The sequence below is a fragment of the Pseudescherichia sp. L3 genome (assembly GCF_024656065.1).
Taxonomy (GTDB): Bacteria; Pseudomonadota; Gammaproteobacteria; order Enterobacterales; family Enterobacteriaceae; genus Pseudescherichia.
On sequence record NZ_JANKYC010000001.1, the window covers coordinates 417,698 to 444,192 of the forward strand.

Annotated in this window: 24 protein-coding genes; 15 read left to right on the plus strand and 9 right to left on the minus strand. The window is 54.7% G+C overall.

Annotation, left to right across the window (positions count from 1 at the left end; genetic code table 11):
• Nucleotides 1-160: 160 nt before the first annotated feature.
• The 9 genes from sdhC (at nucleotide 161) to NR795_RS02085 (ending at nucleotide 10,905) form a co-directional block, all read left to right on the plus strand.
• Complete coding sequence (gene sdhC / locus NR795_RS02045) at nucleotides 161-565, plus strand: succinate dehydrogenase cytochrome b556 subunit (protein WP_257756929.1); 405 nt, start codon at nucleotides 161-163, stop codon at nucleotides 563-565.
• Nucleotides 559-906, plus strand: coding sequence for a succinate dehydrogenase membrane anchor subunit (sdhD, locus tag NR795_RS02050; RefSeq protein WP_042392134.1), 348 nt, complete (start codon nucleotides 559-561; stop codon nucleotides 904-906). The genes sdhC and sdhD overlap by 7 nt, the downstream gene beginning before the upstream one ends.
• On the plus strand, nucleotides 906-2,672 hold the full coding sequence (sdhA, locus tag NR795_RS02055) for a succinate dehydrogenase flavoprotein subunit (RefSeq protein ID WP_042392136.1): 1,767 nt from the start codon (nucleotides 906-908) through the stop codon (nucleotides 2,670-2,672). Before sdhD ends, sdhA begins: the two co-directional genes overlap by 1 nt.
• Nucleotides 2,673-2,686: 14 nt before the next feature.
• Nucleotides 2,687-3,403: a succinate dehydrogenase iron-sulfur subunit SdhB gene (gene sdhB, locus NR795_RS02060; RefSeq protein ID WP_042392139.1), complete on the plus strand. Its 717-nt coding sequence runs from the start codon at nucleotides 2,687-2,689 to the stop codon at nucleotides 3,401-3,403.
• A gap of 198 nt (nucleotides 3,404-3,601) precedes the next feature.
• Nucleotides 3,602-6,409, plus strand: a complete 2,808-nt coding sequence (gene sucA / locus NR795_RS02065; protein ID WP_144813519.1) for a 2-oxoglutarate dehydrogenase E1 component — start codon at nucleotides 3,602-3,604, stop codon at nucleotides 6,407-6,409.
• A 14-nt stretch (nucleotides 6,410-6,423) separates the two neighbouring features.
• Nucleotides 6,424-7,659 carry a 2-oxoglutarate dehydrogenase complex dihydrolipoyllysine-residue succinyltransferase gene (gene odhB / locus NR795_RS02070; protein WP_144813517.1) on the plus strand — a complete coding sequence of 412 codons (1,236 nt, stop codon included), beginning with the start codon at nucleotides 6,424-6,426 and terminating at the stop codon, nucleotides 7,657-7,659.
• An 85-nt stretch (nucleotides 7,660-7,744) separates the two neighbouring features.
• The gene (gene sucC, locus NR795_RS02075) at nucleotides 7,745-8,911 is read left to right on the plus strand and encodes an ADP-forming succinate--CoA ligase subunit beta (protein ID WP_042392144.1); all 1,167 of its coding nucleotides are present in this window, start codon (nucleotides 7,745-7,747) and stop codon (nucleotides 8,909-8,911) included.
• The gene (gene sucD, locus NR795_RS02080; protein WP_144813515.1) at nucleotides 8,911-9,780 is read left to right on the plus strand and encodes a succinate--CoA ligase subunit alpha; all 870 of its coding nucleotides are present in this window, start codon (nucleotides 8,911-8,913) and stop codon (nucleotides 9,778-9,780) included. Before sucC ends, sucD begins: the two co-directional genes overlap by 1 nt.
• Nucleotides 9,781-9,984: 204 nt before the next feature.
• Nucleotides 9,985-10,905 (plus strand): LysR substrate-binding domain-containing protein, encoded by a 921-nt coding sequence (locus tag NR795_RS02085; protein ID WP_257756935.1) that lies wholly within the window; start codon nucleotides 9,985-9,987, stop codon nucleotides 10,903-10,905.
• Here NR795_RS02085 and NR795_RS02090 read toward each other — a convergent pair.
• The 9 genes from NR795_RS02090 to glmS form a co-directional block, all read right to left on the minus strand.
• The gene (locus tag NR795_RS02090) at nucleotides 10,888-12,546 is read right to left on the minus strand and encodes a class I fumarate hydratase (RefSeq protein ID WP_257756937.1); all 1,659 of its coding nucleotides are present in this window, start codon (nucleotides 12,544-12,546) and stop codon (nucleotides 10,888-10,890) included. The genes NR795_RS02085 and NR795_RS02090 overlap by 18 nt on opposite strands.
• Nucleotides 12,547-12,598: 52 nt before the next feature.
• Nucleotides 12,599-13,597: a glutaminase A gene (gene glsA, locus NR795_RS02095; RefSeq protein ID WP_257756938.1), complete on the minus strand. Its 999-nt coding sequence runs from the start codon at nucleotides 13,595-13,597 to the stop codon at nucleotides 12,599-12,601.
• Nucleotides 13,590-14,873: a dicarboxylate/amino acid:cation symporter gene (locus NR795_RS02100; protein WP_257756939.1), complete on the minus strand. Its 1,284-nt coding sequence runs from the start codon at nucleotides 14,871-14,873 to the stop codon at nucleotides 13,590-13,592. Before NR795_RS02100 ends, glsA begins: the two co-directional genes overlap by 8 nt.
• A gap of 124 nt (nucleotides 14,874-14,997) precedes the next feature.
• Entirely contained in the window at nucleotides 14,998-15,315 is a 318-nt protein-coding gene (locus tag NR795_RS02105; protein ID WP_144813505.1) for a DUF4387 domain-containing protein, read from the minus strand.
• Nucleotides 15,312-16,682: a DUF1446 domain-containing protein gene (locus NR795_RS02110; RefSeq protein WP_257756940.1), complete on the minus strand. Its 1,371-nt coding sequence runs from the start codon at nucleotides 16,680-16,682 to the stop codon at nucleotides 15,312-15,314. Before NR795_RS02110 ends, NR795_RS02105 begins: the two co-directional genes overlap by 4 nt.
• A gap of 3 nt (nucleotides 16,683-16,685) precedes the next feature.
• The gene (locus NR795_RS02115; RefSeq protein WP_257756941.1) at nucleotides 16,686-17,927 is read right to left on the minus strand and encodes a methylaspartate ammonia-lyase; all 1,242 of its coding nucleotides are present in this window, start codon (nucleotides 17,925-17,927) and stop codon (nucleotides 16,686-16,688) included.
• Nucleotides 17,924-19,372 carry a methylaspartate mutase subunit E gene (locus NR795_RS02120; RefSeq protein WP_257756943.1) on the minus strand — a complete coding sequence of 483 codons (1,449 nt, stop codon included), beginning with the start codon at nucleotides 19,370-19,372 and terminating at the stop codon, nucleotides 17,924-17,926. Before NR795_RS02120 ends, NR795_RS02115 begins: the two co-directional genes overlap by 4 nt.
• A 6-nt stretch (nucleotides 19,373-19,378) precedes the next feature.
• Entirely contained in the window at nucleotides 19,379-20,779 is a 1,401-nt protein-coding gene (gene glmL / locus NR795_RS02125; protein ID WP_257756944.1) for a methylaspartate mutase accessory protein GlmL, read from the minus strand.
• Nucleotides 20,779-21,228 (minus strand): methylaspartate mutase subunit S, encoded by a 450-nt coding sequence (gene glmS, locus NR795_RS02130; protein ID WP_257756945.1) that lies wholly within the window; start codon nucleotides 21,226-21,228, stop codon nucleotides 20,779-20,781. Before glmS ends, glmL begins: the two co-directional genes overlap by 1 nt.
• Nucleotides 21,229-22,075: 847 nt before the next feature.
• Here glmS and cydA point away from each other — a divergent pair.
• The 6 genes from cydA to tolQ all read left to right on the plus strand — a co-directional run bounded on the left by cydA (nucleotide 22,076) and on the right by tolQ (nucleotide 26,494).
• Nucleotides 22,076-23,677 carry a cytochrome ubiquinol oxidase subunit I gene (cydA, locus tag NR795_RS02135; protein WP_144814632.1) on the plus strand — a complete coding sequence of 534 codons (1,602 nt, stop codon included), beginning with the start codon at nucleotides 22,076-22,078 and terminating at the stop codon, nucleotides 23,675-23,677.
• Between the two features lie 15 nt (nucleotides 23,678-23,692).
• Complete coding sequence (cydB, locus tag NR795_RS02140) at nucleotides 23,693-24,832, plus strand: cytochrome d ubiquinol oxidase subunit II (protein WP_144813491.1); 1,140 nt, start codon at nucleotides 23,693-23,695, stop codon at nucleotides 24,830-24,832.
• 14 nt (nucleotides 24,833-24,846) lie between these two features.
• On the plus strand, nucleotides 24,847-24,960 hold the full coding sequence (cydX, locus tag NR795_RS02145; RefSeq protein WP_103819808.1) for a cytochrome bd-I oxidase subunit CydX: 114 nt from the start codon (nucleotides 24,847-24,849) through the stop codon (nucleotides 24,958-24,960).
• Nucleotides 24,960-25,253, plus strand: a complete 294-nt coding sequence (gene ybgE, locus NR795_RS02150; RefSeq protein WP_144813489.1) for a cyd operon protein YbgE — start codon at nucleotides 24,960-24,962, stop codon at nucleotides 25,251-25,253. Before cydX ends, ybgE begins: the two co-directional genes overlap by 1 nt.
• Nucleotides 25,254-25,400: 147 nt before the next feature.
• Nucleotides 25,401-25,805, plus strand: a complete 405-nt coding sequence (gene ybgC, locus NR795_RS02155; protein WP_042392171.1) for a tol-pal system-associated acyl-CoA thioesterase — start codon at nucleotides 25,401-25,403, stop codon at nucleotides 25,803-25,805.
• Complete coding sequence (tolQ, locus tag NR795_RS02160; protein ID WP_144813485.1) at nucleotides 25,802-26,494, plus strand: Tol-Pal system protein TolQ; 693 nt, start codon at nucleotides 25,802-25,804, stop codon at nucleotides 26,492-26,494. The genes ybgC and tolQ overlap by 4 nt, the downstream gene beginning before the upstream one ends.
• Nucleotide 26,495 lies beyond the last annotated feature (1 nt).

Consider the following 26,495-nt stretch of genomic DNA (forward strand, 5'->3'; position numbering starts at 1 on the left):
CTGCCGCCAGGTCTCCGGAATACCCTGCCGTCCCGAGCCACCAGCGTTGTAATGCGTCGTTTAGCCTACGAAAGCATGAAATTTTGCATGACGAGCAGTTATACAAATGGACGCTGTCTGACCCGCCTGCAGACCGGAGGAAGGAAACTATAAGAACAGCATGTGGGCGTTATTCATGATAAAAAATGCTAAGAAACAAAGACCTGTCAATCTGGATCTCACAACGATCCGGTTCCCTGTTACGGCTATAGCGTCCATCCTCCACCGCGTGTCCGGCGTCATCACCTTCGTGGCGATCGGCATTCTGCTGTGGCTGCTGGGCCTGTCACTCTCCTCACAAGAGGGCTTCCAGCACGCCTCTGCCATCATGGATAGCTTTTTCGTTAAGTTCATCATGTGGGGCATTCTCACCGCACTGGCCTATCACGCCGTGGGCGGTATCCGCCACATGCTGATGGATGTCGGCTATCTGGAAGAGACGTTCGCAGCAGGTCAACGTTCTGCCTATATTGCTATCGCAATTACTGTCGTGCTTTCAATTCTCGCAGGAGTCCTCGTATGGTAAGCAACGCCTCCGCATTAGGACGCAACGGCGTACATGACTTCATTTTGGTCCGCGCTACCGCTATCGTTCTGACGCTGTACATCATCTATATGGTTGGTTTTTTCGCCATCACTGGCGATGTCACCTATGAAGCCTGGACGGGCTTTTTCTCCTCCGCCTTTACCAAAGTGTTCACCTTGCTGGCGCTCGTTTCCACGTTGATCCACACCTGGATTGGCATGTGGCAGGTGTTTACTGACTACGTAAAATCCACGGCGCTGCGCCTTGGTTTACAGCTGCTCACCGTTGTGGCGCTGCTGGTATACGTTATTTATGGATTCGTTGTGGTGTGGGGTGTGTAATGAAACTGCCAGTCAGAGAATTTGATGCGGTTGTAATTGGTGCCGGTGGCGCAGGTATGCGCGCGGCGCTGCAAATTTCCCAAAGCGGCCAGAGCTGTGCGCTGCTGTCTAAAGTTTTCCCAACCCGTTCCCATACGGTCTCTGCGCAGGGCGGTATCACCGTGGCGCTGGGCAATACCCATGAAGACAACTGGGAATGGCACATGTATGACACGGTGAAAGGTTCCGACTATATCGGTGACCAGGACGCCATTGAATATATGTGTAAAACCGGCCCGGAAGCGATTCTGGAGCTGGATCATATGGGCCTGCCGTTCTCCCGACTGGAGAATGGCACCATTTATCAGCGTCCGTTTGGCGGCCAGTCGAAAGATTTCGGTGGCGAGCAGGCGGCACGTACCGCGGCGGCGGCGGACCGTACCGGCCACGCCCTGCTGCATACCCTTTATCAGCAGAACCTGAAAAACAAGACCACCATTTTCTCTGAGTGGTATGCGCTGGATCTGGTGAAAAACGCAGATGGCGCGGTGGTCGGCTGTACCGCCCTGTGCATCGAAACTGGGGAAGTGGTTTACTTCAAAGCGCGTGCAACGGTGCTGGCCACCGGCGGCGCAGGCCGTATCTACCAGTCCACCACCAACGCTCACATCAACACCGGTGACGGTGTCGGTATGGCGCTCCGCGCAGGCGTGCCGGTGCAGGATATGGAGATGTGGCAGTTCCACCCAACCGGTATCGCCGGTGCGGGCGTTCTGGTCACCGAGGGCTGCCGCGGTGAAGGCGGCTATCTGCTGAACAAGCACGGCGAACGCTTTATGGAGCGTTACGCGCCGAACGCCAAAGATCTGGCGGGCCGCGACGTGGTAGCACGCTCTATCATGATCGAGATCCGTGAAGGCCGCGGCTGCGACGGTCCGTGGGGTCCACATGCCAAGCTGAAGCTTGACCACCTCGGTAAAGAGGTTCTTGAGTCCCGCCTGCCGGGCATCCTTGAGCTCTCCCGTACCTTTGCCCACGTCGATCCGGTGAAAGAGCCGATCCCGGTTATACCGACCTGTCACTATATGATGGGCGGTATCCCAACCAAAGTGACCGGCCAGGCGCTGACCGTAAACGCCCAGGGCGAAGACGTGGTGATCCCGGGTCTGTTTGCGGTGGGTGAGATCGCCTGCGTATCGGTACACGGTGCTAACCGCCTCGGCGGTAACTCGCTGCTGGACCTGGTGGTCTTTGGTCGTGCGGTAGGTCTGCATCTGCAGGAGTCTATTGCCGAGCAGGGCGCACTGCGTGATGCGACCGACGACGAAATTGACGCCTCGCTGGCGCGCCTGAACCGCTGGAACAACAACCGCGATGGTGAAGATCCGGTGGCGATCCGTAAAGCATTGCAGGAGTGCATGCAGCACAACTTCTCGGTATTCCGCGAAGGCGATGCGATGGCGAAGGGTCTGGAGCAGCTGAAGGCCATCCGCGAGCGCCTGAAAAACGCCCGCCTGGACGACACCTCCAGCGAGTTCAACACCCAGCGCGTCGAGTGTCTGGAGCTGGATAACCTGATGGAGACCGCCTTTGCTACGGCGGTGTCGGCTAACTTCCGTACCGAGAGCCGTGGGGCACATAGCCGCTTCGACTTCCCGGACCGCGACGACGAGAACTGGCTCTGCCACTCTCTGTATCTCCCTGAATCGGAATCCATGACGCGCCGCAGCGTGAACATGGAGCCTAAACTGCGTCCGGCGTTCCCGCCGAAGATTCGTACTTACTAAGCGGAGACCGGAAAATGAGAATCGAATTTTCAATCTATCGTTATAACCCGGATGTCGACGACGCGCCGCGTATGCAGGACTACACCCTGGAAGGGGAAGAGGGTCGGGATATGATGCTGCTGGATGCGTTAATCCAGCTGAAAGAGAAGGATCCGACCCTGGCGTTCCGCCGCTCCTGTCGTGAAGGGGTTTGCGGCTCCGACGGCCTGAACATGAACGGCAAAAACGGTCTGGCCTGCATCACACCGATCTCGGCGCTGGGCAACGGCACCAAAAAAATTGTTATCCGTCCGCTGCCTGGATTACCGGTTGTACGCGATCTGGTGGTAGACATGGGGCAATTCTATGCACAATATGAGAAGATTAAGCCTTACTTATTGAATAATGGGCAAAATCCACCCGCTCGCGAGCACTTACAGGCTCCTGAGCAGCGTGAGAAACTCGATGGGCTCTATGAGTGCATTCTTTGCGCCTGCTGTTCCACCTCCTGTCCGTCATTCTGGTGGAACCCGGACAAGTTCATCGGCCCAGCCGGCCTGCTGGCAGCGTATCGTTTCCTGATCGACAGCCGCGATACCGAAACCGAGAGCCGTCTCGACGGGCTGAGCGATGCTTTCAGCGTATTCCGCTGTCATAGCATCATGAACTGCGTCAGCGTGTGTCCGAAGGGGCTGAACCCAACGCGCGCCATCGGCCATATTAAGTCGATGCTTTTACAGCGCAGTGCATAAGTAAGTCGTTTTGCCTGCTGTCGCTACGGCAGCAGGCAAATAACATGCAGGAGATCTTTAAAAACTGCCTGACAGACAGTTTTTAAAGGTTCCTTAGCGGGCCAGAGAGCTCGCTTGTGAACCCCGGTACGTGCGCTATACGGTGTACGTTGTAGTTATCCACGGCGAAGTAAGCATACAAATGCTTAAGGGATCACGATGCAGAACGGCGCAATGAAAGCCTGGCTGGACTCTTCTTACCTCTCTGGGTCTAACCAGAGCTGGATAGAACAGCTCTATGAAGACTTCTTAACCGATCCTGATTCGGTAGACGCAAACTGGCGTTCCATGTTCCAGGAGCTGCCTGGCACCGGCGTTAAACCGGATCAATTTCATTCCAAAACACGTGATTATTTTCGTCGTCTGGCGAAGGATGCCTCACGTTACACCTCCTCACTTTCCGACCCTGATACCAACGTTAAGCAGGTAAAAGTCCTGCAGCTCATCAACGCCTACCGCTTCCGCGGTCACCAGCAGGCGAACCTCGATCCGCTGGGACTGTGGCAACAGGAGCGCGTTGCCGATCTCGATCCGGCTTATCACGACCTGACCGAAGCGGATCTGCAGCAGAGCTTTAACATCGGCTCCTTTGCCTTTGGCAAAGACACGATGCCGCTGGGCGAACTGATCGACGCCCTGAAGCAGACCTACTGCGGCTCTATCGGCGCTGAGTATATGCACATTACCAGCACCGACGAGAAGCGTTGGATCCAGCAGCGCATTGAGTCCGTAGCGGGCCGCGCGGCCTTTAGCGCTGAAGAGAAAAAACGTTTTCTCAGCGAGCTGACGGCAGCCGAGGGGATGGAGCGCTATCTGGGGGCGAAATTCCCAGGGGCGAAACGCTTCTCGCTGGAGGGCGGTGATGCCCTTGTCCCGATGCTGAAAGAGATGATCCGCCACGCCGGTAAGAGCGGCACCCGTGAAGTGGTGCTGGGTATGGCACACCGTGGTCGTCTCAACGTTCTGATTAACGTGTTGGGTAAAAAGACTCAGGATCTGTTCGACGAGTTTGCAGGCAAGCATAAAGAGCACCTTGGCACCGGCGACGTGAAGTACCACATGGGCTTCTCGTCCGATATCGAAACCGAGGGCGGTTTGGTTCACCTGGCGCTGGCGTTTAACCCGTCGCACCTGGAGATCGTCAGCCCGGTAGTAATGGGCTCCGTGCGTGCACGTATCGACCGCCTTGATGAGCCAAGCAGCAGCAAAGTCCTGCCAATCACCATTCACGGCGATGCGGCGGTAGCCGGACAGGGCGTGGTGCAGGAAACGCTGAACATGTCCAAAGCCCGCGGCTACGAAGTGGGCGGCACGGTGCGTATCGTCATCAACAACCAGGTAGGCTTCACCACCTCTAACCCGCTTGATGCGCGCTCTACGCCGTACTGCACCGATATCGGTAAAATGGTGCAGGCACCGATCTTCCACGTTAACGCTGACGATCCGGAAGCAGTGGCCTTTGTTACCCGCCTCGCGCTGGATTTCCGTAACACCTTTAAGCGCGACGTCTTTATTGACCTGGTATGCTACCGCCGTCACGGCCACAACGAAGCCGACGAGCCAAGCGCAACCCAGCCGCTGATGTACCAGAAGATCAAAAAGCACCCGACGCCGCGTAAAATCTACGCTGACCGTCTGGAGCAGGAGAAGGTCGCCTCTCTGGAAGATGCCACCGAAATGGTCAACCTCTACCGCGACATGCTCGATGCCGGTGAGTGCGTAGTAAAAGAGTGGCGTCCAATGAACATGCACTCCTTTACCTGGTCACCGTACCTGAACCACGAGTGGGACGAGAGCTACCCGAACAAGGTAGAGATGAAGCGCGTCCAGGAGCTGGCGAAGCGTATCAGTACCGTACCAGACGCTATCGAAATGCAGTCGCGCGTAGCGAAAATCTACGGTGACCGCCAGGCGATGGCCGCAGGCGAGAAGCTCTTTGACTGGGGCGGCGCGGAAAACCTGGCCTACGCTACGCTGGTAGACGAAGGGATTGCGGTACGTCTGTCTGGGGAAGACAGCGGTCGTGGCACCTTCTTCCACCGTCATGCGGTGATCCATAACCAGGCTAACGGCTCTACCTACACGCCGCTGCACCACGTTCACAATTCGCAGGGCACCTTCCGCGTCTGGGACTCGGTGCTCTCTGAAGAGGCGGTACTGGCGTTCGAATATGGCTATGCCACCGCCGAGCCGCGCACCCTGACCATCTGGGAAGCGCAGTTTGGTGACTTCGCTAACGGTGCGCAGGTGGTGATCGACCAGTTCATCTCCTCCGGCGAGCAGAAGTGGGGCCGTATGTGCGGTCTGGTGATGCTGCTGCCGCACGGCTACGAAGGCCAGGGTCCGGAGCACTCCTCTGCACGTCTGGAGCGCTATCTGCAACTCTGCGCTGAGCAGAACATGCAGGTTTGCGTGCCGTCCACGCCGGCGCAGGTTTACCACATGATCCGCCGTCAGGCGCTGCGCGGTATGCGCCGTCCGCTGGTGGTGATGTCGCCGAAGTCTCTGCTGCGCCATCCGCTGGCAGTATCGACGCTCGACGAGCTGGCAAACGGCACCTTCATGCCGGCCATCGGTGAGGTTGACGATCTTGATCCGCAAGGCGTTAAGCGCGTTGTCCTCTGTTCTGGTAAGGTTTATTACGACCTGCTTGAGCAGCGCCGTAAGAACGACCAGAAAGACGTCGCCATTGTGCGTATTGAACAGCTGTATCCGTTCCCGCATCAGTCGGTGCAGGAAGCGTTAAAACCTTATGCCCACGTACATGATTTTGTCTGGTGCCAGGAAGAGCCGCTGAACCAGGGCGCATGGTACTGTAGCCAGCATCATTTCCGTGAAGTGATTCCGTTTGGGTCCGCTCTGCGTTATGCAGGTCGCCCGGCCTCTGCCTCTCCGGCGGTAGGCTATATGTCCGTTCACCAGAAGCAGCAGCAAGATCTGGTTAACGACGCGCTGAACGTCGATTAATTAAAGGATAAATAATGAGTAGCGTAGATATTCTTGTTCCTGACCTGCCTGAGTCCGTAGCCGATGCGACCGTGGCCACCTGGCATAAAAAACCGGGCGATAGCGTCCAACGTGATGAAGTTCTGGTAGAGATCGAAACTGATAAAGTGGTACTGGAAGTACCGGCGTCAGCGGACGGCATCCTGGATGCCGTATTGGAAGAGGAGGGCACCACGGTGACCTCTCGCCAGATCCTTGGCCGCCTGCGTGAAGGCAACAGCAACGGTAAAGAGAGCAGCGCGAAATCTGAAAGCAAAGAGTCGACTCCGGCTCAGCGTCAGCAGGCGTCTCTCGAAGAGCAGAACAACGAGGCGTTAAGCCCGGCGATCCGTCGTCTGCTGGCAGAACACACCCTTGATGCTAACGCCATTAAAGGCACCGGCGTCGGCGGCCGTCTGACCCGTGAAGACGTTGAGAAGCATCTGGCGAAATCGTCAACGGCAACCGCAACCGAAGAGAAAGCACCGGCTACTGCCGCTGCCGCCCCTTCTGTTACCCCGGTAGCGGGCAACCGTTCCGAGAAACGCGTGCCGATGACCCGTCTGCGCAAGCGCGTGGCCGAGCGTCTGCTGGAGGCAAAAAACTCCACCGCGATGCTGACCACCTTCAACGAAGTGAACATGAAGCCAATCATGGATCTGCGCAAGCAGTACGGCGACGCCTTCGAGAAGCGTCACGGTATCCGTCTGGGCTTTATGTCTTTCTACGTGAAAGCCGTTGTTGAAGCGCTGAAACGCTATCCGGAAGTGAACGCCTCCATCGATGGCGAAGATGTGGTCTACCACAACTACTTCGACGTCAGCATGGCGGTCTCCACCCCGCGTGGTCTGGTGACCCCGGTGCTGCGTGACGTCGATGCGCTGGGCATGGCCGACATCGAGAAGCGCATCAAAGAGCTGGCGATCAAAGGCCGTGACGGCAAGCTGACCGTTGAAGATCTGACCGGCGGTAACTTCACCATCACCAACGGCGGCGTCTTCGGCTCGCTGATGTCTACGCCGATTATCAACCCGCCGCAGAGCGCCATTCTTGGCATGCACGCAATCAAAGATCGCCCGATGGCGGTGGATGGCAAAGTAGAGATCCTGCCGATGATGTACCTGGCGCTCTCCTACGATCACCGTCTGATTGATGGCCGTGAATCGGTAGGCTTCCTCGTGGCCATCAAAGAGCTGCTGGAAGATCCGACCCGTCTGCTGCTGGACGTGTAGTTTTCGCACGCTTGCCCGGCGGCGCATAGTTCGCCGGGCCGATAAAATCATGACCTGACGATTACCTGAAAAATGGACGGAACAGATGAACTTACATGAATACCAGGCAAAACAGCTGTTTGCCCGCTACGGTTTACCCGCGCCGGTAGGCTATGCCTGCAATACGCCACGCGAAGCAGAAGAAGCCGCCTCTAAAATCGGCAGCGGCCCGTGGGTAGTCAAGTGCCAGGTACACGCCGGTGGCCGCGGTAAAGCGGGCGGCGTTAAAGTCGTTCACAGCAAAGAAGAGATCCGTGCGTTTGCTGAGCACTGGCTGGGCAAGCGTCTGGTGACCTACCAAACGGATGCCAACGGCCAGCCGGTTAACCAGATCCTGGTAGAAGCTGCGACCGATATCGATAAAGAGCTCTATCTGGGCGCGGTTGTTGACCGCAGCTCTCGTCGCGTAGTGTTCATGGCCTCTACCGAAGGCGGCGTGGAAATTGAAAAAGTGGCGGAAGAGACGCCGCACCTGATCCACAAAGTCGCTCTCGATCCGCTGGCCGGCCCAATGCCGTACCAGGGACGCGAGCTGGCATTTAAACTGGGCCTGGAAGGTAAGCAGGTTCAGCAGTTCACCAAAATCTTTATGGGTCTGGCGACCATCTTCCTTGAGCGCGACCTCGCGCTGATCGAGATCAACCCGCTGGTGATCACCAAGCAGGGCGACCTGATCTGCCTCGACGGCAAACTGGGCGCTGACGGCAACGCGCTGTTCCGCCAGCCGGATCTGCGCCAGATGCGCGACCACTCTCAGGAAGACGCCCGTGAATCACAGGCGGCACAGTGGGAGCTGAACTACGTTGCCCTCGACGGCAACATCGGCTGCATGGTTAACGGTGCGGGCCTGGCAATGGGCACCATGGATATCGTTAAGCTGCACGGCGGCGAACCGGCTAACTTCCTTGACGTGGGCGGCGGCGCAACCAAAGAGCGCGTCACAGAAGCGTTCAAAATCATTCTCTCCGACGATAAAGTGAAAGCCGTACTGGTTAACATTTTCGGCGGTATCGTGCGCTGCGACCTGATTGCCGACGGTATCATTGGTGCGGTGGAAGAGGTAGGCGTTAACGTTCCGGTCGTGGTTCGTCTGGAAGGGAACAACGCCGAACTGGGCGCACAAAAACTGGCTGACAGTGGCCTGAACATTATCGCAGCGAAAAGTCTGACGGACGCAGCACAGCAGGTTGTTGCCGCAGTGGAGGGGAAATAATGTCCATTCTGATCGACAAAAATACAAAGGTAATCTGCCAGGGCTTCACCGGTAGCCAGGGGACCTTCCACTCAGAGCAGGCTATCGCCTATGGTACGCAGATGGTTGGCGGCGTGACCCCAGGCAAGGGCGGCACCACGCACCTCGGTCTGCCGGTGTTCAACACCGTGCGTGAAGCCGTTGAAGCCACTGGCGCAACCGCCACTGTGATCTATGTTCCGGCTCCATTCTGTAAAGACTCGATTCTGGAAGCCATCGATGCAGGCATTAAGCTCATCATCACCATTACCGAAGGTATCCCGACTCTGGATATGCTGACGGTAAAAGTGAAGCTGGATGAAGCAGGCGTGCGGATGATCGGTCCAAACTGCCCGGGTGTGATCACCCCAGGCGAGTGCAAAATCGGCATCATGCCGGGCCACATCCACCAGCCGGGTAAAGTAGGCATCGTTTCCCGCTCCGGTACGCTGACCTATGAAGCGGTTAAGCAGACCACCGACTACGGCTTCGGCCAGTCTACCTGCGTTGGTATCGGCGGTGACCCGATCCCTGGCTCTAACTTTATCGATATTCTGAAGCTGTTCGAAGCTGACCCGCAGACCGAAGCGATTGTTATGATCGGTGAGATCGGTGGCAGTGCAGAAGAAGAAGCAGCTGCTTATATCAAAGATCATGTGACCAAACCGGTTGTCGGCTACATTGCCGGCGTGACCGCGCCAAAAGGCAAGCGTATGGGTCACGCAGGGGCGATCATCGCCGGTGGTAAAGGCACAGCAGACGAGAAATTTGCCGCGCTGGAAGCCGCAGGGGTGAAAACCGTGCGTAGCCTGGCTGATATTGGCGAAGCGCTGAAATCTATTATTAAGTAAATAAAAAAATCTCGACATGGTTGGCCACCGCAAGGTGGCCTTTTTTATTGTTGGCATAAATGTTTTTTAAAATATTATATCTTTCTCAAATATGTCCGAAGAAATAATCGATAGCGATCACGATATGACGAATATTTTTGCTAACAGTTCGGGCGTAATGATAAGGAGTGGTAGGATATCGCTCAAAAGCAGCAGGGAGGGGGTATGCGAGGGAAGTTACCGAAAACAGAGCTATTGATTACGTTCGAGGCCGTAGCGCGACATGAGAGCTATACCCGTGCGGCAGAAGAGCTGGCGTTGACGCAGAGTGCGGTATTTCGCCAGATGGCAGCGCTGGAGGCATTTCTTAATACCGAGCTGTTCAGCCATGCTAAAAAGCGTATTTTCCTCAATGACGCAGGGAGATATTATCTCGACATGGTGCGGGATACATTAAATAAATTCGAGCGTGACACGCATGCTATTATGACCTGGCAGCCAACCTCACGGGTCATAGAGCTGGCGGTTAATCCAACGTTAAGCACCCACTGGCTTATTCCAAAGCTTGGAGAATTTAATAAAAGCTATCCCGACGTCGTCATAAATATTAACTCGCTGGCAAGCGTAGGTGATTTTCTTAACAGAAACTATGATGCGGTCATCATGCGGGAAGATTTCTGCGCCCCCCTGGCGCGGGTCGACTCTCTCTTTGAGGAGGCGCTGCTGCCGGTTTGCAGCAGAACGTTACCGGGTTACGCCGGGAGAAAGATAACGGTCGAGCGCCTGCTTGATAACTTTACGCTGCTGCATCAGAGCACGCGTATTGAGAGCTGGGTCGAGTGGTTCGCCCTCTCCGGTATCAGCAGCCCCAGAGTAAAGCAGGGGCCGCGTTTTGATCTTATCTCGATGCTGATTGCGGCTGTTCACTCGCGGCTGGGCGTCGCGTTGCTGCCGCGCTTTTCCGTCCAGCACGATCTTGATAACGGCAGCATGGTTATTCCCTGCGACGTGCCCATGCGTACCGGCAACCGCTTTATTTTGACCTGGCGGGACGACGGCGTGGAGTCAGGCGGAATGCCACTCTTCCGCGACTGGTTGCTCAAACAGTCAGCGGTCGAGCGGCATGCGCTACTTCAGACTCTGTGACGGGCAGTGGTGGCAGCAGTGATGCTGTTCAAACTGCTGATAAAAGTTGTTACCTTTGTCATCCACCAGGATAAAAGCAGGCATATTTTGTACCTCCATCATCCATACCGCCTCCATGCCCAGTTCGCCATACTCCACGCAGCGTAAACTCTTGACATACTCCTGCGCCAGCAGCGCCGCTGCGCCACCGATGCTACCCAGATTAAATCCACCGTGTCTGGCGCAGGCGTCGGTAACCTGCTGGCTGCGATTACCTTTCGATAGCATCACCAGGCTTCCGCCTGCGGTCTGAAAGGCATCGACATAACTGTCCATCCGGCCACCGGTTGTTGGCCCCAGAGATCCTGCCGTGCCGCCCTCCGGCGTTTTAGCGGGGCCAGCGTAGTAAACAATATAGTTCTTCATATACTCCGGCAGGGCCACACCTGCATCAAGCCGGGCTTTTAGCCTGGCGTGGGCGATATCCCGGGCGACAATCAGAGGCCCGCTCAGGGAAACGCGTGTGCCCACCGGATGGCGCGAAAGCTCGGTCATGACTTCATTTAGCGGCCGGTTCAAATCAATTCTGATTTCGTTGGTGTGGTGAGGAACGCGTAGCTTCTCAGGGATAAATCGTCCCGGATCGCGCTCCAGCTTCTCCAGCCAGATCCCATGACGATTAATTTTAGCTTTGATATTACGGTCGGCGGAGCAGGAGAGGGCTAGCGCAATCGGGCACGAGCCACCGTGACGTGGCAGACGAATGACCCGGATGTCGTGGGCAAAATATTTACCGCCAAACTGCGCACCGATGCCCAGCTCACGGCTGGCGTTAAGCAGCGTTGACTCCAGGTGCAGATCGCGAAAAGCCTGCCCAAGCTCGTTGCCGCTGGTGGGCAGCGTATCGTAATACTTTGTTGATGCCAGTTTAGCAACTTTCAAGGCCTGGTCGGCAGAGGTGCCACCCACGACGAAGGCAATATGGTATGGCGGACAGGCGGCGGTGCCGAGAGCCTGCATTTTGGCTACTAAGAAGGGAATAAGCTTTTCTGGATCAAGAATAGACCGGGTCTCCTGAAACAGCGCTGTCTTGTTAGCAGAGCCGCCGCCCTTATTAATAAACAGAAATTTATACTCCTCCCCTGAGGTTGCTGCGATATCAATCTGCGCAGGAAGGTTAGTACCGGTATTCACCTCGCTGTACATATCCAGCGGGGCGTTTTGTGAGTAGCGTAGGCTATTTTCCTGAAAAGTTTCATAGATCCCCTGGCTTAACGCCTCAGCATCGTTGTTGCCGGTCCAGATCGACTGCCCCTTTTCGGCCACGATGGTCGCAGTGCCGGTATCCTGGCAGTTAGGCAGAACCCCTTTGGCCGAAACCTCGGCATTGCGCAGGAGTTGCAGGGCAACGTAGCGATCGTTGTCGCTGGCTTCCGGATCGTGCAGGATCGACGCAACCTGCTTAATATGCGCGCTGCGTAAGAAAAAAGAGGCCTCATAAAAAGCCTGCTTCGCCAGCAGCGTTAATCCCTGCGGCTCTACGCTAATAAGGGTTTTATTATCTGCTTCGTTGACCGACACATACTGGTCGCTAAAAAGATAATACTCGGTTGGATCCTTATCATGTGGAAAAGGTTCTTGCCAGATAAAAGGTTTAGCCATTTTTAGTTCTCATGTATAGAGAGGATTAGACCGCGCTGGCGCGCGGTAGTATTTATTGCATATGGGTAAACAGGCTAGCCCGCGTTGCATCGGCAATATGGCGGATAACTTTTTGTCCACGAACGCTATTGCCTGCTCTATCAAGAGGCGGCGAATAAACGGCAATGGCGAATTTCCCCGGCACCACGGCAACCATTCCTCCACTGACACCGCTTTTAGCCGGTATGCCCGCTGTATAAAGCCATTTACCGCTGCCATCGTATAAGCCAGCAATAGCCATTTCTGCCAGCACCTGAGGGACATATTTCGCGTTGAGTAGCTGTTTGCCGTTAAAAGGCGATCTACCCTGGTTTGCAAGAACCGCCCCCATTTTTGCCAATTGAATAACGTTAACGTCAACCGAACACTCACGGGTATAAATCTCTACCGCCTCGCGGGGATCGCCATAAAAAACGTCATAGGACAACATCAGTTGAGCCAGCGCCTGGTTGTGTTGATTAGTTGCCATTTCTGAAGCAAATACTGGCTCGTTGACTGTCAGGTTGGCATCGGCATAAGCACTAAGATTATTGAGGATCCTGTGCCAGCGTTCGGTTTTATTCTCTGCTTTAACCAGGCTAACGGTGCTGATTGCGCCTGCGTTGACCAGTGGGTTTTGCGGTTCGCCAGGATTCAACTCTACTGCCAGGGCAGAGTTAAAGGGTAATCCCGTAGCATTAGCACCAAGCTTTGCCAGTACCTCATCGCTTCCGCGCTGTTCCATGACTAACGCAAGGGTAAATACTTTACTAATTGACTCAAGCGGGAAGGTTTTATCGCTATCACCGGTAGCGTAAACTTTGCCATCAGCGGTCACGATGGCAATGGCAAAATTATCGGGACTATAGGCAGCAAGTGCTGGAATATAATCAGCTACTTTTCCTTCATTTGCTGTTTTGTACTGCTGGTGCGCCTGCTTGATCAGCACATTATAATCAACGGAGTTAGCTGAAGCAGCCACGCTTAATAGCAGTAGCGTCGCTAACACACTTTTTAAGATGTTATTAAACATTTTCGCTCCTTAATGTCTCTGCAGGCTGGGACGCTTTTCCACGGCATCCTTCGCCAAAGTGTTCACCCTCCCAGCGGCTAACAAGGGCAGCACCCATGGCGTTGCTCATTACGTTGGTGGCGGAGCGGCCCATATCAAGGAAGGGATCGACACCCATCAGTAGAATTAACCCGGCTTCAGGAATATTGAACTGATTGAGGGTAGCGGCGATAACCACCAGCGAGGCGCGCGGCACCCCGGCCATGCCTTTAGATGTCAGCATCAGGATAAGCAGCATGGTGATCTGCTCCCCCATGCCAAGGTGAATATTGCACGCCTGGGCGATAAAGATGGTGGCGAAGGAGCAGTACGCCATCGAGCCGACGAGGTTAAATGAGTAGCCAATCGGCAGGACAAAGCTGGCAATTTTTGGCGAGACGCCAAACTTTTCCAGCGCCTTCAGCGTGCCGGGAAAGGCTGCTTCTGAACTGGAGGTGGTAAATGCCAGCAGGGCAGGCTCGGAGATCCCCCGGGTTAAGCGGATAACGCAGGGACCAATAATGGCGAAAGAAGCGCCGATTAAAATCACCCATAGCAGCGCGAGCGTCATATAAAACTCGCCCATAAAGATACCGGCGCTAACCAGCACGCTCAGCCCGCGCTCTGCGATCATGGCGGAGATAGCGGCAAACACCGTAAAGGGGGCGAAGAGCATAACGTAGCCGGTAATTTTGAGCATTACCTCAACCAGCGAGTCCAGTACATGGACGATGGGAGCACCCTTATCGCCTATAGCCGCCAGCCCGCAGCCTAAGAAAATAGAGAAGACAACGATCTGCAGCACTTCGTTGCGTGCCATGGCGTCAACGATACTGGTGGGAATAGCGTGCGAAATAAAGACCTTAAAAGTAAACGGTTCAGCCTTTAGCGCAGCGACGCCGGCAGCATCATGGGCAACAAAGTTAATTCCGACACCGGGCTGGAAAATATTGACAATAATCAGGCCTAAAGCAATGGAGATTAGCGAGGCGCAGATAAACAGAAACAGGGTCTTGGAAAAAATTCGCCCTAGCGTTGTTGCATCGCCCATTTTTGCTATCCCAACGACCAGCGTAGAGATAATTAACGGCGCAATAATCATTTTTATTAAGCGCAGAAATATCGCGGTTAGGATAGATATGTCCTGTGAGTAGGCTTTAGCCGTCGCAGGTGAGGCAACCATATTAACAAAAAATCCGGCAATAATACCCAGTACCAGACCCGCGATAATCATCGTGGTTAAGCTTTTCGACTTCATTGTCACTCCATCGGATTGAGGCGCTGGTAGCGCGAAGATTAGGTTTTCAATTTTTTCTAATGACCAGCAAGTTTTAGAAAGGGGTACGCAGCGGCGTACCCGTGGAGAGTTATTGTTATTTCTGTTAAATATCTAAAACGATGTTTAATAACGGCGCGTGCTGCTGAGCGCCATATACGTCGTTGTCTCCTCTGTTACCTGAAACGGTACTTCTCGGTAAAATGGCTTTGACAGCGTTCGCCGGATCGAACCAGATAAGGCGGGGGATCTGCCGTTGATCAAGGTTGTACAGATCTGCAATCAGCTGCGCGGTAAACTGCCCCGAGGCTTTCACCGCCAGATAGTCGCTTTGCTGTTTGAAGAGAATATCCAGCACCAGCTCATAGGGTCCGGCGTTTTTAGAGCGAATAACTAAGGCCAACGAACGAATGGACTGTTTCATGCCACTACTCCTTCCGGCGTGATCTGCTCAAGGACGAAGGGGAACTGCAGCGCCTCGCTGGCCTCAATAAGGTGGTAGACAGAGAACTCATAGACCGGCCCGCAAGGGACATCCGAGGGCGAAAAGGGGAATGCCAGGTTACCCGCCGTAGCTATCCTGCCTTCGTAGCCATAGTGCAGCAGCGTTGAGCGCACCAGCGAGCAGACGCTGTTAGCAAGCTGCTGGTCCGGGGCTACCACGTCGAGAACGATCCCCAGCTCGTGTGCGGCCTGCGGTACCGGCTCATGCTCGCCCATCACGCCATTTTTGCCATAGAGATGGAAGGTAATACGGATCTCTTGCGCATTAAGGCTCAGATTGCTGACGACGCTGGACTTAACCTCTTCCAGGATGGTTTCAATCCCGGCGATCATAATGGGATCGCGGACCCCCGCAATGGTCAGGCAGCGGGAGCCCACCCGCCGGGCGCCCTCCAGTTTTAGCCGGTAGGGCGTGGTCTCGTGGCGGGAGCCGCTGACGTAGACCTCTCGCTCATTGACCGCTTTAAAAGTGCAGGCCTGCAAATTAAGCACGCCGCCAGGACCCGGCAGAAAATAGGGGTCAGACTTTTCATACAGCGTATGGGCTGCCGCAGAGGTTTCGGTAAACTTCCGCTTGGGGTTAAACACTTTCAGGGTGAAGCCCTTGTCGTCGAGGATCCCCATAGCGCAGTCCGATCCCGAACCTGGCGTAGCGGCAATCGCGGCGCATTCAAGGATCTTCCCGCAGTGCAGCGCCAGCCCCTCGTCAAAGCCCTGCATGATGGGCAGAGCCGCAAAACAGGCAGGATCGTAAGCGCGTCCGCCTAATACTACCTGTGCCCCGGCTGCCAGCGCCCGCTGGAAAGGCTCTATGCCCATCTGCGCGACAATAGAGGTGCTGTCATCAATATCCTGATGGGTTAACGGCGGCACAAAGTCGAGGGCCGTGATGTTGCCCGCATCCAGCGCCTGATGAACGATCTGCTTGTCGACATCGGCGGGGATAGTTGCCAGAGTGAATGAGAGCTGCTCTTCACGGGCAATCTCTAGCACGATCTCACGACACCACGCGAGATGGGGAGCTGCACCCGAGCCGCCCGCCGTGCCGATAACCACCGGGATGCCCTGTTTAACCCCGGCTGAGATCATATAGCGCAGGTCACGCTTCACTCCGGCGCGATCGGTAAAAGGCTTTCCCGCGCCGAGATAGTGCGGGCCCGGATCGGACGAACCTGCATCCACGGCGATCAGATCCGGGGATTCAGCCAGCGCGCTTAAAAAGCTCTCTTCTGGAAAGCCGTAGCCGAGGATGGCGGTCGGCGACAGGATCTTAAAGGTCTTAGCCATCGCTTATCCCTTTGCCTGCAGGAGCGCAAGGGTGCGCTGCATTTCGTTAAAGACAATATTAAGACCCTCGTCAAATCCCATGCCGGGTTTGACTAGCATGCGCATGGGGCGGGCGGCGAGGGCGACATGCACGCAGGTTCTGGCGCTCACCTCTGTTTCATTACAGGTGCCGCCCTGGTAGGCCTCCATGCCATGCTTGTTGCAGTAGAGCACCGCATCAACAATGTTGTGGATACTGCCCAGATCGGGCGTCTTGATTTGCACCATGTGACAGCTGCCAGCGTCGGTAAAGTCGACGATATCCTGATAGGTGTTACACCACTCGTCGGCAACGATTTTGACCCCAGAGCCGAGCTTCGTCAGCTCGCGTGTGATTGCCGTCAGGAGAAAGATCTGATCGGCTTTGTTACCTGCATCAACCGGCCCCTCAATATAGAGCGGCAGACCCTGCGTCTCTTTCTCCAGGCTGGCGATATAGTGCGCACAGCGCTGTGGATCCTGGCTGAAGATAAGGCCGATAGTGCCGTAGACATCAATGTGTAGCGTAGGGTGGTAACGCGGACTGGTACGTAACGTCATCACACGGTTTGCCAACCAGCGCACATATTCGCGCAGCTTCTCACCGTCATGGCCTAGCTTCTCTTCAACGTTGTTAATCAGCGCATGGGGCAGGACGTTAACGCCCTTGAGGATCATTTTATCGACGGCGATGTAGCGGTCATCTCCGCTCTGGCCAAACAGCGGGATCGGCTCGGCAATCGTCGGCAGCTGCCATTCGTCGGCGATAACCTCTGCTTTGAGTCGGCCCGTTGCTAGCGCGGCAGCGTCCAGCAGTGCCTGCGAGAGGCCATAGCGTACGGCGGTATGCAGCGGTTTACCCTCGATGCGCAGTGTGTCAAAAAAGCGGGCATTGGGCAGGAAAGCCTGTACGTCGCGGCCCTCCAGTAGCGGCTTAATATGATCGTTGAGCCACGGAATAAAGGTTGCTGCCAGGAAGAGCGGGTCGCGCCCACCGGCTCCAGAGTACTGCACCGCCGCACAGTCTCCCACGGCAACGGCCCCGTTCTCCAGGATCAGCTGCACGCAGACACACTCACCGGCCTGGCGCACTGAGGTAAAGCCCGGCGTTACCGGTTGACCGGTATAGATAAAGCCGTCATGGCCTGCGCCGTCTTTAATGGCCTGCTGATCGTCAAAGTAGAAGGAGGAGTAACCTGCGGTAAAAATTGCCTGTTTAATTTTCATTCTGGTCTTCCTATTAACTTGCTGTGGGATACGGCATTGATATCGTCAACCACCATCTGGAATGAGGCGGGGCGGCGTTCAACGCTGGCGCGCGCGGCAACAAAGTCGTGATGCATAGCCAGGATGTCATCCGGTAGCGGAACGGCACCGGCCTCTAAGATGCGGATAGCGCCAGCGTTGTCGCGTACCGGCGTCATCTTGCCTGCGTTACAGGCTGCCGGAGCGAAAGGGATGTCCAGTACGCCAGCTTCAAAGGCCAGCACCGTACCGCGGGCGATATCCCCTTTACCGAGAGCAAAGACGTGGTCCAGTACGGCACGCACTTCGCGTTTGATGAGTTCAACCTCAAGATCGACGGCATGACAAGCTGGGAAGGGCTGATCGCGAACCATGTTAAGCATCTGGCGCGATGCCTTAAGCCCCTGGGCATTAGCGGCAGCGGTAGGAATGCCGAAGGCTTCATGTGGGCTTTTGGTAATGACTTTGGTTGCGCCCGCCATGCCGGCGACGGCAGCGCCCCAGGCGATCACGGAAAACGCTTTTGCTTCATCCTCCGGGAAGCCGCCCATCCACTGATGGAAGACGGTACTGAGCTCATAATCTTCATAGCCTTGCTGGCGGAAATAGTCATGAGAGAGTTCGCGCAGCGCTTTAATGGCGGCAACGTCCTGCGTAAGGCTGCCCACCTGGCCATAGCCAACCGTAATGGAGCGCACACCCTGCTCCAGTGCCAGTAAGCCTTCAATGATGGCAACCGCGTGCGACATAAACGGCGGGATCAGCGTGCCGGTCAGGGGGCCAAAAGGTTCGCGGTTAATGCGGATGCCATGCTCTTCATACAGGCCAATCAGGCGATCGCAGTACTGCCAGTCGCGCAGGGATTTTTCGAGCGTGACGCGTTTTGCGTAGGGAATGTTGTAGGAGATGCCGCCCCCTTCATAGCTGGTAAACCCGCTAGCGATGGAGATCTCAGCCAGCAGCCGGGCATCAGGGGTCCCGTGCCTCACCTGGAGCGGTTTCTGCAACGATTCGGTCAAGCGACGGCAGGCAGCAACGCCGTGGTTAACGACCGGTAAACCATTAAGTTTTGAGGTGCCTGCTTCGATCGATTTTTGAATGCCCACCGCGGCCTCTTCGTAGCGGTTCAGGCGGGTGTAGGCATCAATGGTGGTGGGCAGCAGATCGCACTCCTGCTCAAGTACTTTAAGCAGCGCAATATGCTCGTCCAGCAGCGCCACGCCGGCACGAGGCTGGCTGAGAGTAATGCCCTCCTCATCCGCTATGCGCAGCGCACGGGCGAAGTTTTTGGCCTCCGGGATGGTCTGCTGGTACTTTACGCCATCTTCAAAATGGGTAACGTCTTTCCCGGTAGGCCAGGTGTCCAGAACGCCTTGCCGCTCAGACATAAAATCGTCATGGGTTATCTTTTTATTGCTGAGTTCCATTCGTTGCTACCTTGGGTTTGGGGTTAAACAGTGAATGCTGGCGAGCGCAGCCGCCTGGGGATAGAGTCTTGCGGCATTAGCCAGCAGGGGGATCAGGCCTTTTTCATCACGGTAGTAATCAAACTGCGCGGGCAGCAGGATCCGGTTGCCGCGAGCATCAAGATCGCGATATTTAAGCCAGCGGTGAATATCAAATGACGCTGCGCGCGATAGCCAGCCGCCGGAGCCGACAACTTTGCGTACGGGAGTTAGATCGCGCCCGGTTTGCAGATCGACTGTCCCCACGCAGGTAGCTACCGCTTTTTTTGTTCCCGCATGGCGTTCACTGGCATAGGCTACGCAGAGCCCGGCCAGCAAGGTATCGAAGCGCTGCTCTTCAGGGCCTGCAGGCAGGGAGCCGGGGCAGGCAACAAGTTTGTCGAGATAGCGATAGAACGCGGTGTGCAAGTCGGGCTGCGAGGCAAAAAGCGTATCGATAAGTGCTCTGGCACTTTCGCCCACTACCGCAGCAGAGACCCGCATTCCTAAATCGCCCTCAACGGTGCGTTTGATAAAGGGCTCAGGCAGGCCGTGTAGAACGGTATCCGGAGGGAGGGTATTGGTGCAGGCGGAGTAGACGTCAGTGGTTGCGCCGCCCATATCAATCAGCATGAACGACTGCCAGGCATCATCATGCTGGCTCATCAACTTAACCAGCTCAAACACCGTCCACGGCGTAGGCATAGGGGCTTCGCCTGTCTCGTCAACGATGACATCCAGCCCTTTTCCTTTCACGATGTGAGAGAGGAAAATGTCACAGATCGCCTGACGGGCGGGGAGGGGATTAGGTGAATCCAGCTCGGGCAGAATGTTATCCACCACGGTGAGCTGCTTATGAGCCAGTAGTTGTTCAACTTCAAATTGAATATCACGATTGCCGGCGTAGACAATCGCGCACTCCAGTCCGGACGCAGCGAGCAGCCGTGCATTGTGCAGGCCATAGCGCGTCTCTCCGCCATCTGTTCCTCCGGCGAACAGCAGAATATCGGGCGAGGCGGTCTCAAGCTGGCGTATATCCTGTGGTGTCAGCTTGTAGGAGTAATAGTCGGTGATTTTAGCCCCGGCTGAATGGGCAGTCACCTTCGCTGCTTCAAGGGTAATAGAGGGCACTAAACCCATTGCGGCGACGGCCAGTCCACCTTTAGCCGAAGAGGAGTATTTAAGCGTAACGTCGCCGCGTCTCAGCAGCGGTCTGGCATCCTTGACCTCCAGCAGCTGGTTGAGGTTGGCAAAAAAACCGTCGGCAAGATGTCGGGTAGTGGTAGGTGTGACCGCCTGATTAAGAAGTCTGAGGGCGTTATTACCGCTTATTTCAAAAAGAGCAGCCTTGGTCCAGGTTGAACCAATATCAACGGATACCGTACGCATCACACAACCTCTTCTGGCTGTGGAGGGCAATTAGTTAATTTATTGTTAATGTCGGTGGCAATTAATTCACAAACGTCTTCCAAATCGTGACTCGGAGAAAAAACACGGTCAAAGCCCATGTCTATAAATTTGTGCTCTATTTCAGCAAAATCATGTTTGCCGACCACGAGGTTGCCCCCGACATAAAGTAAAATCTCACCAACCCCACGCTCGATGCAGCGTTCACGTAAGCCGAGACAGTCAATATCGCCGTGACCGTAAATAGAGGAGACAACAATGGCATCGGCCCCGGTTTCGATCGCGGCATCAATGTACTCATCCTGACTGACCATCACGCCGAGGTTGATCACCCGAAAGTCATGGGTGGTAAAAACGCGATCCAGAACCTTGTTGCCAACCGCATGGCAGTCGGCACCAATTACGCCAATAACGAGCGTTGCTTTTTTCATGGGGCATCCTCAATTAATTTATTGCTAACATTTGTGTCAGTCAGACTTGAAAGTACAAAGGTATAGAATAGTGAGGAGTGTGAGGGGAGGGGGGGAGGGAGGCAATTGATCTATTTTCAATAGCTCTTTCTTTAAAAGAGTGATTTATCTTTTTATCCTTTAAAAATATAACAAAATCAATTGGTTATCATTGCTTCCTGCCATGACTCTAATATTTATACGAGGTTTTAGCGAATTAACCGTTATGATGAAATGTGAGCCTGTTCTAAAATATAGCCGCAGTTGACTGTGTCTGTTTAAATATTCAATAAAGACAGGATGGAAATATAATTAAATGGTATACATTAAGATATCGCATTATTAATACGTGATTGTGGACACGTTTTTCCGGTGGCGAGACACTGTTTTTTAACCACAATGCTTGTTTTGGAACATATTTTTAACATGTTTTTTACCATACGAACCGCAGAGACACATTATTAACAATTGCGGCAAAAATTGATTTAGATCAATATTTAAAGCGTGGAAAAAATTTCTTAAAAGCGTTAAATTGTCGCTGATCAAAATGGTCCGAAAGTTGTAAACTGGCGATAAATTGATCCCCGTCGAAAAACATAAAAAAGGTTTATTAAAAACCTATTTATTGTAAGGGATTTGCGGCGTAATATATCGCGAGATCAATTTGGGATTTTATTAACCTGTCTGTAACTTTTCTTTGCGGCTGTCTGCTCTCATGCGCACCAGTCCCAGTGAAAAGCAATAGATAATTTTGTATTGGGGCATGTGTGTGGACCCTCTCTAACGGGGTTTGCTCTCGAAGTCTTCATGCGATGCGCAAGGAGTCATGATGTTAGATATAGTCGAACTGTCACGCTTGCAGTTTGCCTTAACCGCGATGTACCACTTCCTGTTTGTTCCGTTAACGCTTGGTATGGCGTTTTTACTGGCAATCATGGAAACGGTCTACGTTCTGTCCGGCAAACAAATCTATAAAGATATGACCAAGTTCTGGGGCAAGTTGTTTGGTATCAACTTTGCGCTGGGCGTGGCCACCGGTCTGACCATGGAGTTCCAGTTCGGGACTAACTGGTCCTATTACTCTCACTACGTAGGCGATATCTTTGGTGCCCCTCTGGCCATTGAAGGCCTGATGGCGTTCTTCCTTGAGTCCACCTTTGTTGGCCTGTTCTTCTTTGGCTGGGATCGCCTGGGCAAAGTGCAGCATATGGCGGTGACCTGGCTGGTTGCGCTGGGCTCTAACCTCTCGGCTCTGTGGATCCTCGTAGCAAACGGCTGGATGCAGAACCCGATCGCGTCGGATTTCAACTTTGAAACCATGCGTATGGAGATGGTGAGCTTCTCTGAACTGGTGCTGAACCCGGTTGCTCAGGTGAAGTTCGTTCACACCGTGGCAGCGGGCTACACCTGCGGCGCAATGTTTATCCTTGGCATTAGCTCCTACTACCTGCTGCGCGGCCGCGATATGGCGTTCGCCAAGCGCTCCTTTGCGATTGCTGCCAGCTTCGGTATGGCTGCCGTGCTCTCTGTTATTGTTCTGGGCGATGAGTCCGGCTATGAGATGGGCGACGTGCAGAAAACCAAACTGGCTGCTATTGAAGCCGAGTGGGAGACCCAGCCAGCACCGGCAGCATTTACCCTGTTTGGTGTGCCAGATCAGGATAAGCAAGAGAACAATTTTGCTATCCAGATCCCGTATGCGTTGGGGATTATCGCCACGCGCTCGGTTGATACACCGGTTATCGGTCTGAAAGATCTGATGGTGCAGCATGAAGAGCGTATCCGTAACGGGATGAAAGCGTACCAGCTGCTGGAAGAGTTGCGTGCTGGCTCCACCGATCAAAACGTGCGCGACCAGTTCAACAGCATGAAGAAAGACCTCGGCTACGGCATGCTGCTGAAACGCTATACGCCTAACGTCACCGATGCGACCGAAGATCAGATCAAGCAGGCTACGCAGGACTCCATCCCGCGCGTTGCGCCGCTCTACTTTGCCTTCCGTATCATGGTTGCCTGTGGCGTGCTGATGCTGCTCATCTTCGCTGTCTCCTTCTGGACCGTTTGCCGTAACCGTATCGGCAGCAAATCCTGGCTGCTGCGCGCTGCGCTGTACGGTATTCCGCTGCCGTGGATCGCTATCGAGACCGGCTGGTTTGTTGCAGAGTATGGCCGTCAGCCATGGGCGATCGGTGAGGTGCTGCCAACCGCCGTTGCTAACTCCTCGCTGACAGTAGGTGACCTGCTGTTCTCTATGATCCTTATCTGCGGCCTCTACACCCTGTTTATGGTGGCGGAAGTCTTCCTGATGTTTAAGTTTGCTCGCCTTGGGCCGAGCAGCCTGAAAACGGGTCGTTACCACTACGAGCAGGCTAACGTTGAGACCGATACCCAGTATGGGCAGTCCACCGTTGCTTCTCAGCCGGCACGCTAAGACAGGAGTCGTCAAATGATCGATTATGAAGTATTACGTTTTATCTGGTGGCTGCTGGTTGGCATTTTGCTGATTGGCTTTGCAGTCACCGACGGCTGGGACATGGGCGTGGGGATGTTAACCCGCTTCCTGGGTCGTAACGACACCGAACGCCGTATTATGATCAACTCTATTGCGCCGCACTGGGACGGTAACCAGGTGTGGCTGATCACCGCCGGCGGCGCGCTGTTTGCTGCCTGGCCGATGGTCTACGCCGCTGCCTTCTCTGGCTTCTATGTGGCAATGATCCTGGTGCTGGCCTCGCTGTTCTTCCGTCCGGTGGGTTTCGACTACCGCTCGAAGATTGAAGATCCGCGCTGGCGCAACATGTGGGACTGGGGCATCTTTATCGGCAGCTTTGTACCGCCGCTGGTGATTGGTGTGGCCTTCGGTAACCTGCTGCAGGGCGTACCTTTCCATATGGATGAGTACATGCGCCTCTTCTATACCGGCAACTTCTTCCAGCTGCTGAACCCGTTTGGTCTGCTGGCTGGCGTGGTGAGCGTGGCGATGATCCTGACGCAGGGTGCAACCTACCTGCAGATGCGTACGGCGGGCGAAGTGTATGTCCGTTCACGGACAACGACTCAGGTGGCGGCGCTGGTGACTATGGTCTGCTTCGCGCTGGCAGGCGTTTGGGTGATGTTCGGTATCGATGGCTATGTGGTCACCTCGGCTATCGATCATCACGCGGCGTCTAACCCGCTGACCAAGCAGGTAGCACGTGAGGCGGGAGCCTGGCTGGTGAACTTCAACACCACCCCGATCCTGTGGTTGATCCCGGCGCTGGGCGTTGTGCTACCGCTGTTTACCTTTGTTGCGGGTCGTCTGAACAGATCGGCATGGGCGTTCTTCTTCTCGTCCCTGACGCTGGCCTGCATCATTCTGACCGCCGGTATTGCGATGTTCCCGTTCATCATGCCGTCCAGCACGGTAATGAACGCTAGCCTGACCATGTGGGATGCAACGTCGAGCCAGATGACGCTGAACCTGATGACCTGGGTTGCTGCGGTGTTCGTTCCGATTATTCTGCTCTACTCCACGTGGTGCTACTGGAAGATGTTCGGTCGCATTACCAAAGAGCATATTGAAAGCAACACGCACTCTCTGTACTAAGTAAGGAGCATACAATGTGGTATTTCGCATGGATTTTAGGAACGCTTCTTGCCTGTGCATTTGGCGTGATTACCGCCCTGGCGCTAGAGCACGTTGAAGCGACTCAGGCAGGTAAAGAAAAAGCCTGATGGTAAGTCTTATCGCAAAACTGTATGCGGTAATGGATAAGGGCCCGCTCAGGGCCCTTTCACTGGTGATGGCGCTGGTACTGGCAGGGTGCATGTTCTGGGATCCCAGCCGCTTTGCGGCAAAGACCAGCGACCTGACCGTCTGGCACGGTCTGCTGCTGATGTGGGCCGTCTGTGCAGGCGTGATCCACGGGGTAGGGTTTCGTCCGAAAGCCGTTCACTGGCAAGGGATCTTCTGCCCGCTCATCGCCGATATTGTCCTCGCCGCAGGGCTCTTCTTTTTCTTCTTTTGAATAAGAAATGTCCGTTAACGATATGGGCTTGCATAAGCCCATAAATTTTTACGCTGCGTTTACTCTAACCCATTCCAAACCACCATTCCCCCGCGTATAGTAGCAGCGTTTGAACGCTCTACTTATATTGCATTACCGGGATGTAAAGTGAATACAACGTTATTTAAGTGGCCGGTTCGAGTCTACTATGAAGACACCGATGCCGGTGGTGTGGTTTACCATGCCAGCTACGTCGCTTTTTACGAGAGAGCACGCACGGAGATGCTGCGGCATCACCACTTTAGCCAGCAGGTTTTGTTGGCAGAGCGTGTAGCATTCGTAGTGCGCAAGATAACGCTGGAGTATTTTGCACCCGCCAGACTCGACGACATGCTCGAAGTCCAAACGGAAATTACATCAATGCGTGGAACCTCTCTGGTGTTCACGCAGCGGATCGTCAATGCAGAGAATAATGTGCTGAACGAAGCTGAGGTACTGATTGTCTGCGTTGATCCACTCTTAATGAAGCCTCGTGCGCTTCCCAAGTCTATTGTCGCGGAGTTTAAGCAGTGACTGACATGAACATCCTTGATTTGTTCCTGAAGGCAAGCCTTCTGGTCAAACTTATCATGTTGATTTTGATTGGTTTTTCTATCGCATCCTGGGCAATCATTATTCAGCGAACGCGTATTCTTAACGCTGCTACCCGTGAATCCGAAGGATTCGAGGACAAATTCTGGTCCGGTATTGAGCTTTCCCGCCTCTATCAGGAGAGTCAGGGACGCCGTGAAAACCTGTCTGGCTCAGAGCAAATTTTCTACAGCGGATTTAAAGAGTTTGCCCGCCTGCACAGGGCGAACAATCATGCGCCGGAGGCGATCGTAGAGGGTGCAGCCCGTGCGATGCGTATCTCCATGAACCGCGAGCTAGAAACGCTGGAGACGCATATTCCGTTCCTCGGCACCGTCGGTTCTATCAGCCCGTATATCGGTCTGTTCGGCACGGTGTGGGGGATCATGCACGCCTTTATCGCGCTGGGCGCGGTGAAGCAGGCAACTCTGCAGATGGTTGCACCGGGGATCGCGGAAGCGCTGATTGCGACTGCTATCGGCCTGTTTGCCGCGATTCCTGCGGTCATGGCCTATAACCGTCTGAACCAGCGCGTTAATAAGCTTGAGCTGAACTACGACAACTTTATGGAAGAGTTCACCGCAATTCTGCATCGTCAGGCGTTTACCAGCACCGAGAGCAATAAGGGGTAAG

Coding starts and splice junctions, on each gene's coding strand:
- ybgE (WP_144813489.1), top strand. CDS start 24,960: ATGGTAAGTCTTATCGCAAAACTGTATGCGGTAATGGATAAGGGCCCG.
- sdhB (WP_042392139.1), top strand. CDS start 2,687: ATGAGAATCGAATTTTCAATCTATCGTTATAACCCGGATGTCGACGAC.
- glsA (WP_257756938.1), bottom strand. CDS start 13,597: ATGTTTAATAACATCTTAAAAAGTGTGTTAGCGACGCTACTGCTATTA.
- sdhC (WP_257756929.1), top strand. CDS start 161: ATGTGGGCGTTATTCATGATAAAAAATGCTAAGAAACAAAGACCTGTC.
- sucC (WP_042392144.1), top strand. CDS start 7,745: ATGAACTTACATGAATACCAGGCAAAACAGCTGTTTGCCCGCTACGGT.
- cydX (WP_103819808.1), top strand. CDS start 24,847: ATGTGGTATTTCGCATGGATTTTAGGAACGCTTCTTGCCTGTGCATTT.
- sucA (WP_144813519.1), top strand. CDS start 3,602: ATGCAGAACGGCGCAATGAAAGCCTGGCTGGACTCTTCTTACCTCTCT.
- sdhD (WP_042392134.1), top strand. CDS start 559: ATGGTAAGCAACGCCTCCGCATTAGGACGCAACGGCGTACATGACTTC.
- NR795_RS02120 (WP_257756943.1), bottom strand. CDS start 19,372: ATGGAACTCAGCAATAAAAAGATAACCCATGACGATTTTATGTCTGAG.
- NR795_RS02085 (WP_257756935.1), top strand. CDS start 9,985: ATGCGAGGGAAGTTACCGAAAACAGAGCTATTGATTACGTTCGAGGCC.
- NR795_RS02105 (WP_144813505.1), bottom strand. CDS start 15,315: ATGAAACAGTCCATTCGTTCGTTGGCCTTAGTTATTCGCTCTAAAAAC.
- cydB (WP_144813491.1), top strand. CDS start 23,693: ATGATCGATTATGAAGTATTACGTTTTATCTGGTGGCTGCTGGTTGGC.
- glmL (WP_257756944.1), bottom strand. CDS start 20,779: ATGCGTACGGTATCCGTTGATATTGGTTCAACCTGGACCAAGGCTGCT.
- sdhA (WP_042392136.1), top strand. CDS start 906: ATGAAACTGCCAGTCAGAGAATTTGATGCGGTTGTAATTGGTGCCGGT.
- NR795_RS02115 (WP_257756941.1), bottom strand. CDS start 17,927: ATGAAAATTAAACAGGCAATTTTTACCGCAGGTTACTCCTCCTTCTAC.
- glmS (WP_257756945.1), bottom strand. CDS start 21,228: ATGAAAAAAGCAACGCTCGTTATTGGCGTAATTGGTGCCGACTGCCAT.
- odhB (WP_144813517.1), top strand. CDS start 6,424: ATGAGTAGCGTAGATATTCTTGTTCCTGACCTGCCTGAGTCCGTAGCC.
- NR795_RS02110 (WP_257756940.1), bottom strand. CDS start 16,682: ATGGCTAAGACCTTTAAGATCCTGTCGCCGACCGCCATCCTCGGCTAC.
- sucD (WP_144813515.1), top strand. CDS start 8,911: ATGTCCATTCTGATCGACAAAAATACAAAGGTAATCTGCCAGGGCTTC.
- NR795_RS02090 (WP_257756937.1), bottom strand. CDS start 12,546: ATGGCTAAACCTTTTATCTGGCAAGAACCTTTTCCACATGATAAGGAT.
- cydA (WP_144814632.1), top strand. CDS start 22,076: ATGTTAGATATAGTCGAACTGTCACGCTTGCAGTTTGCCTTAACCGCG.
- NR795_RS02100 (WP_257756939.1), bottom strand. CDS start 14,873: ATGAAGTCGAAAAGCTTAACCACGATGATTATCGCGGGTCTGGTACTG.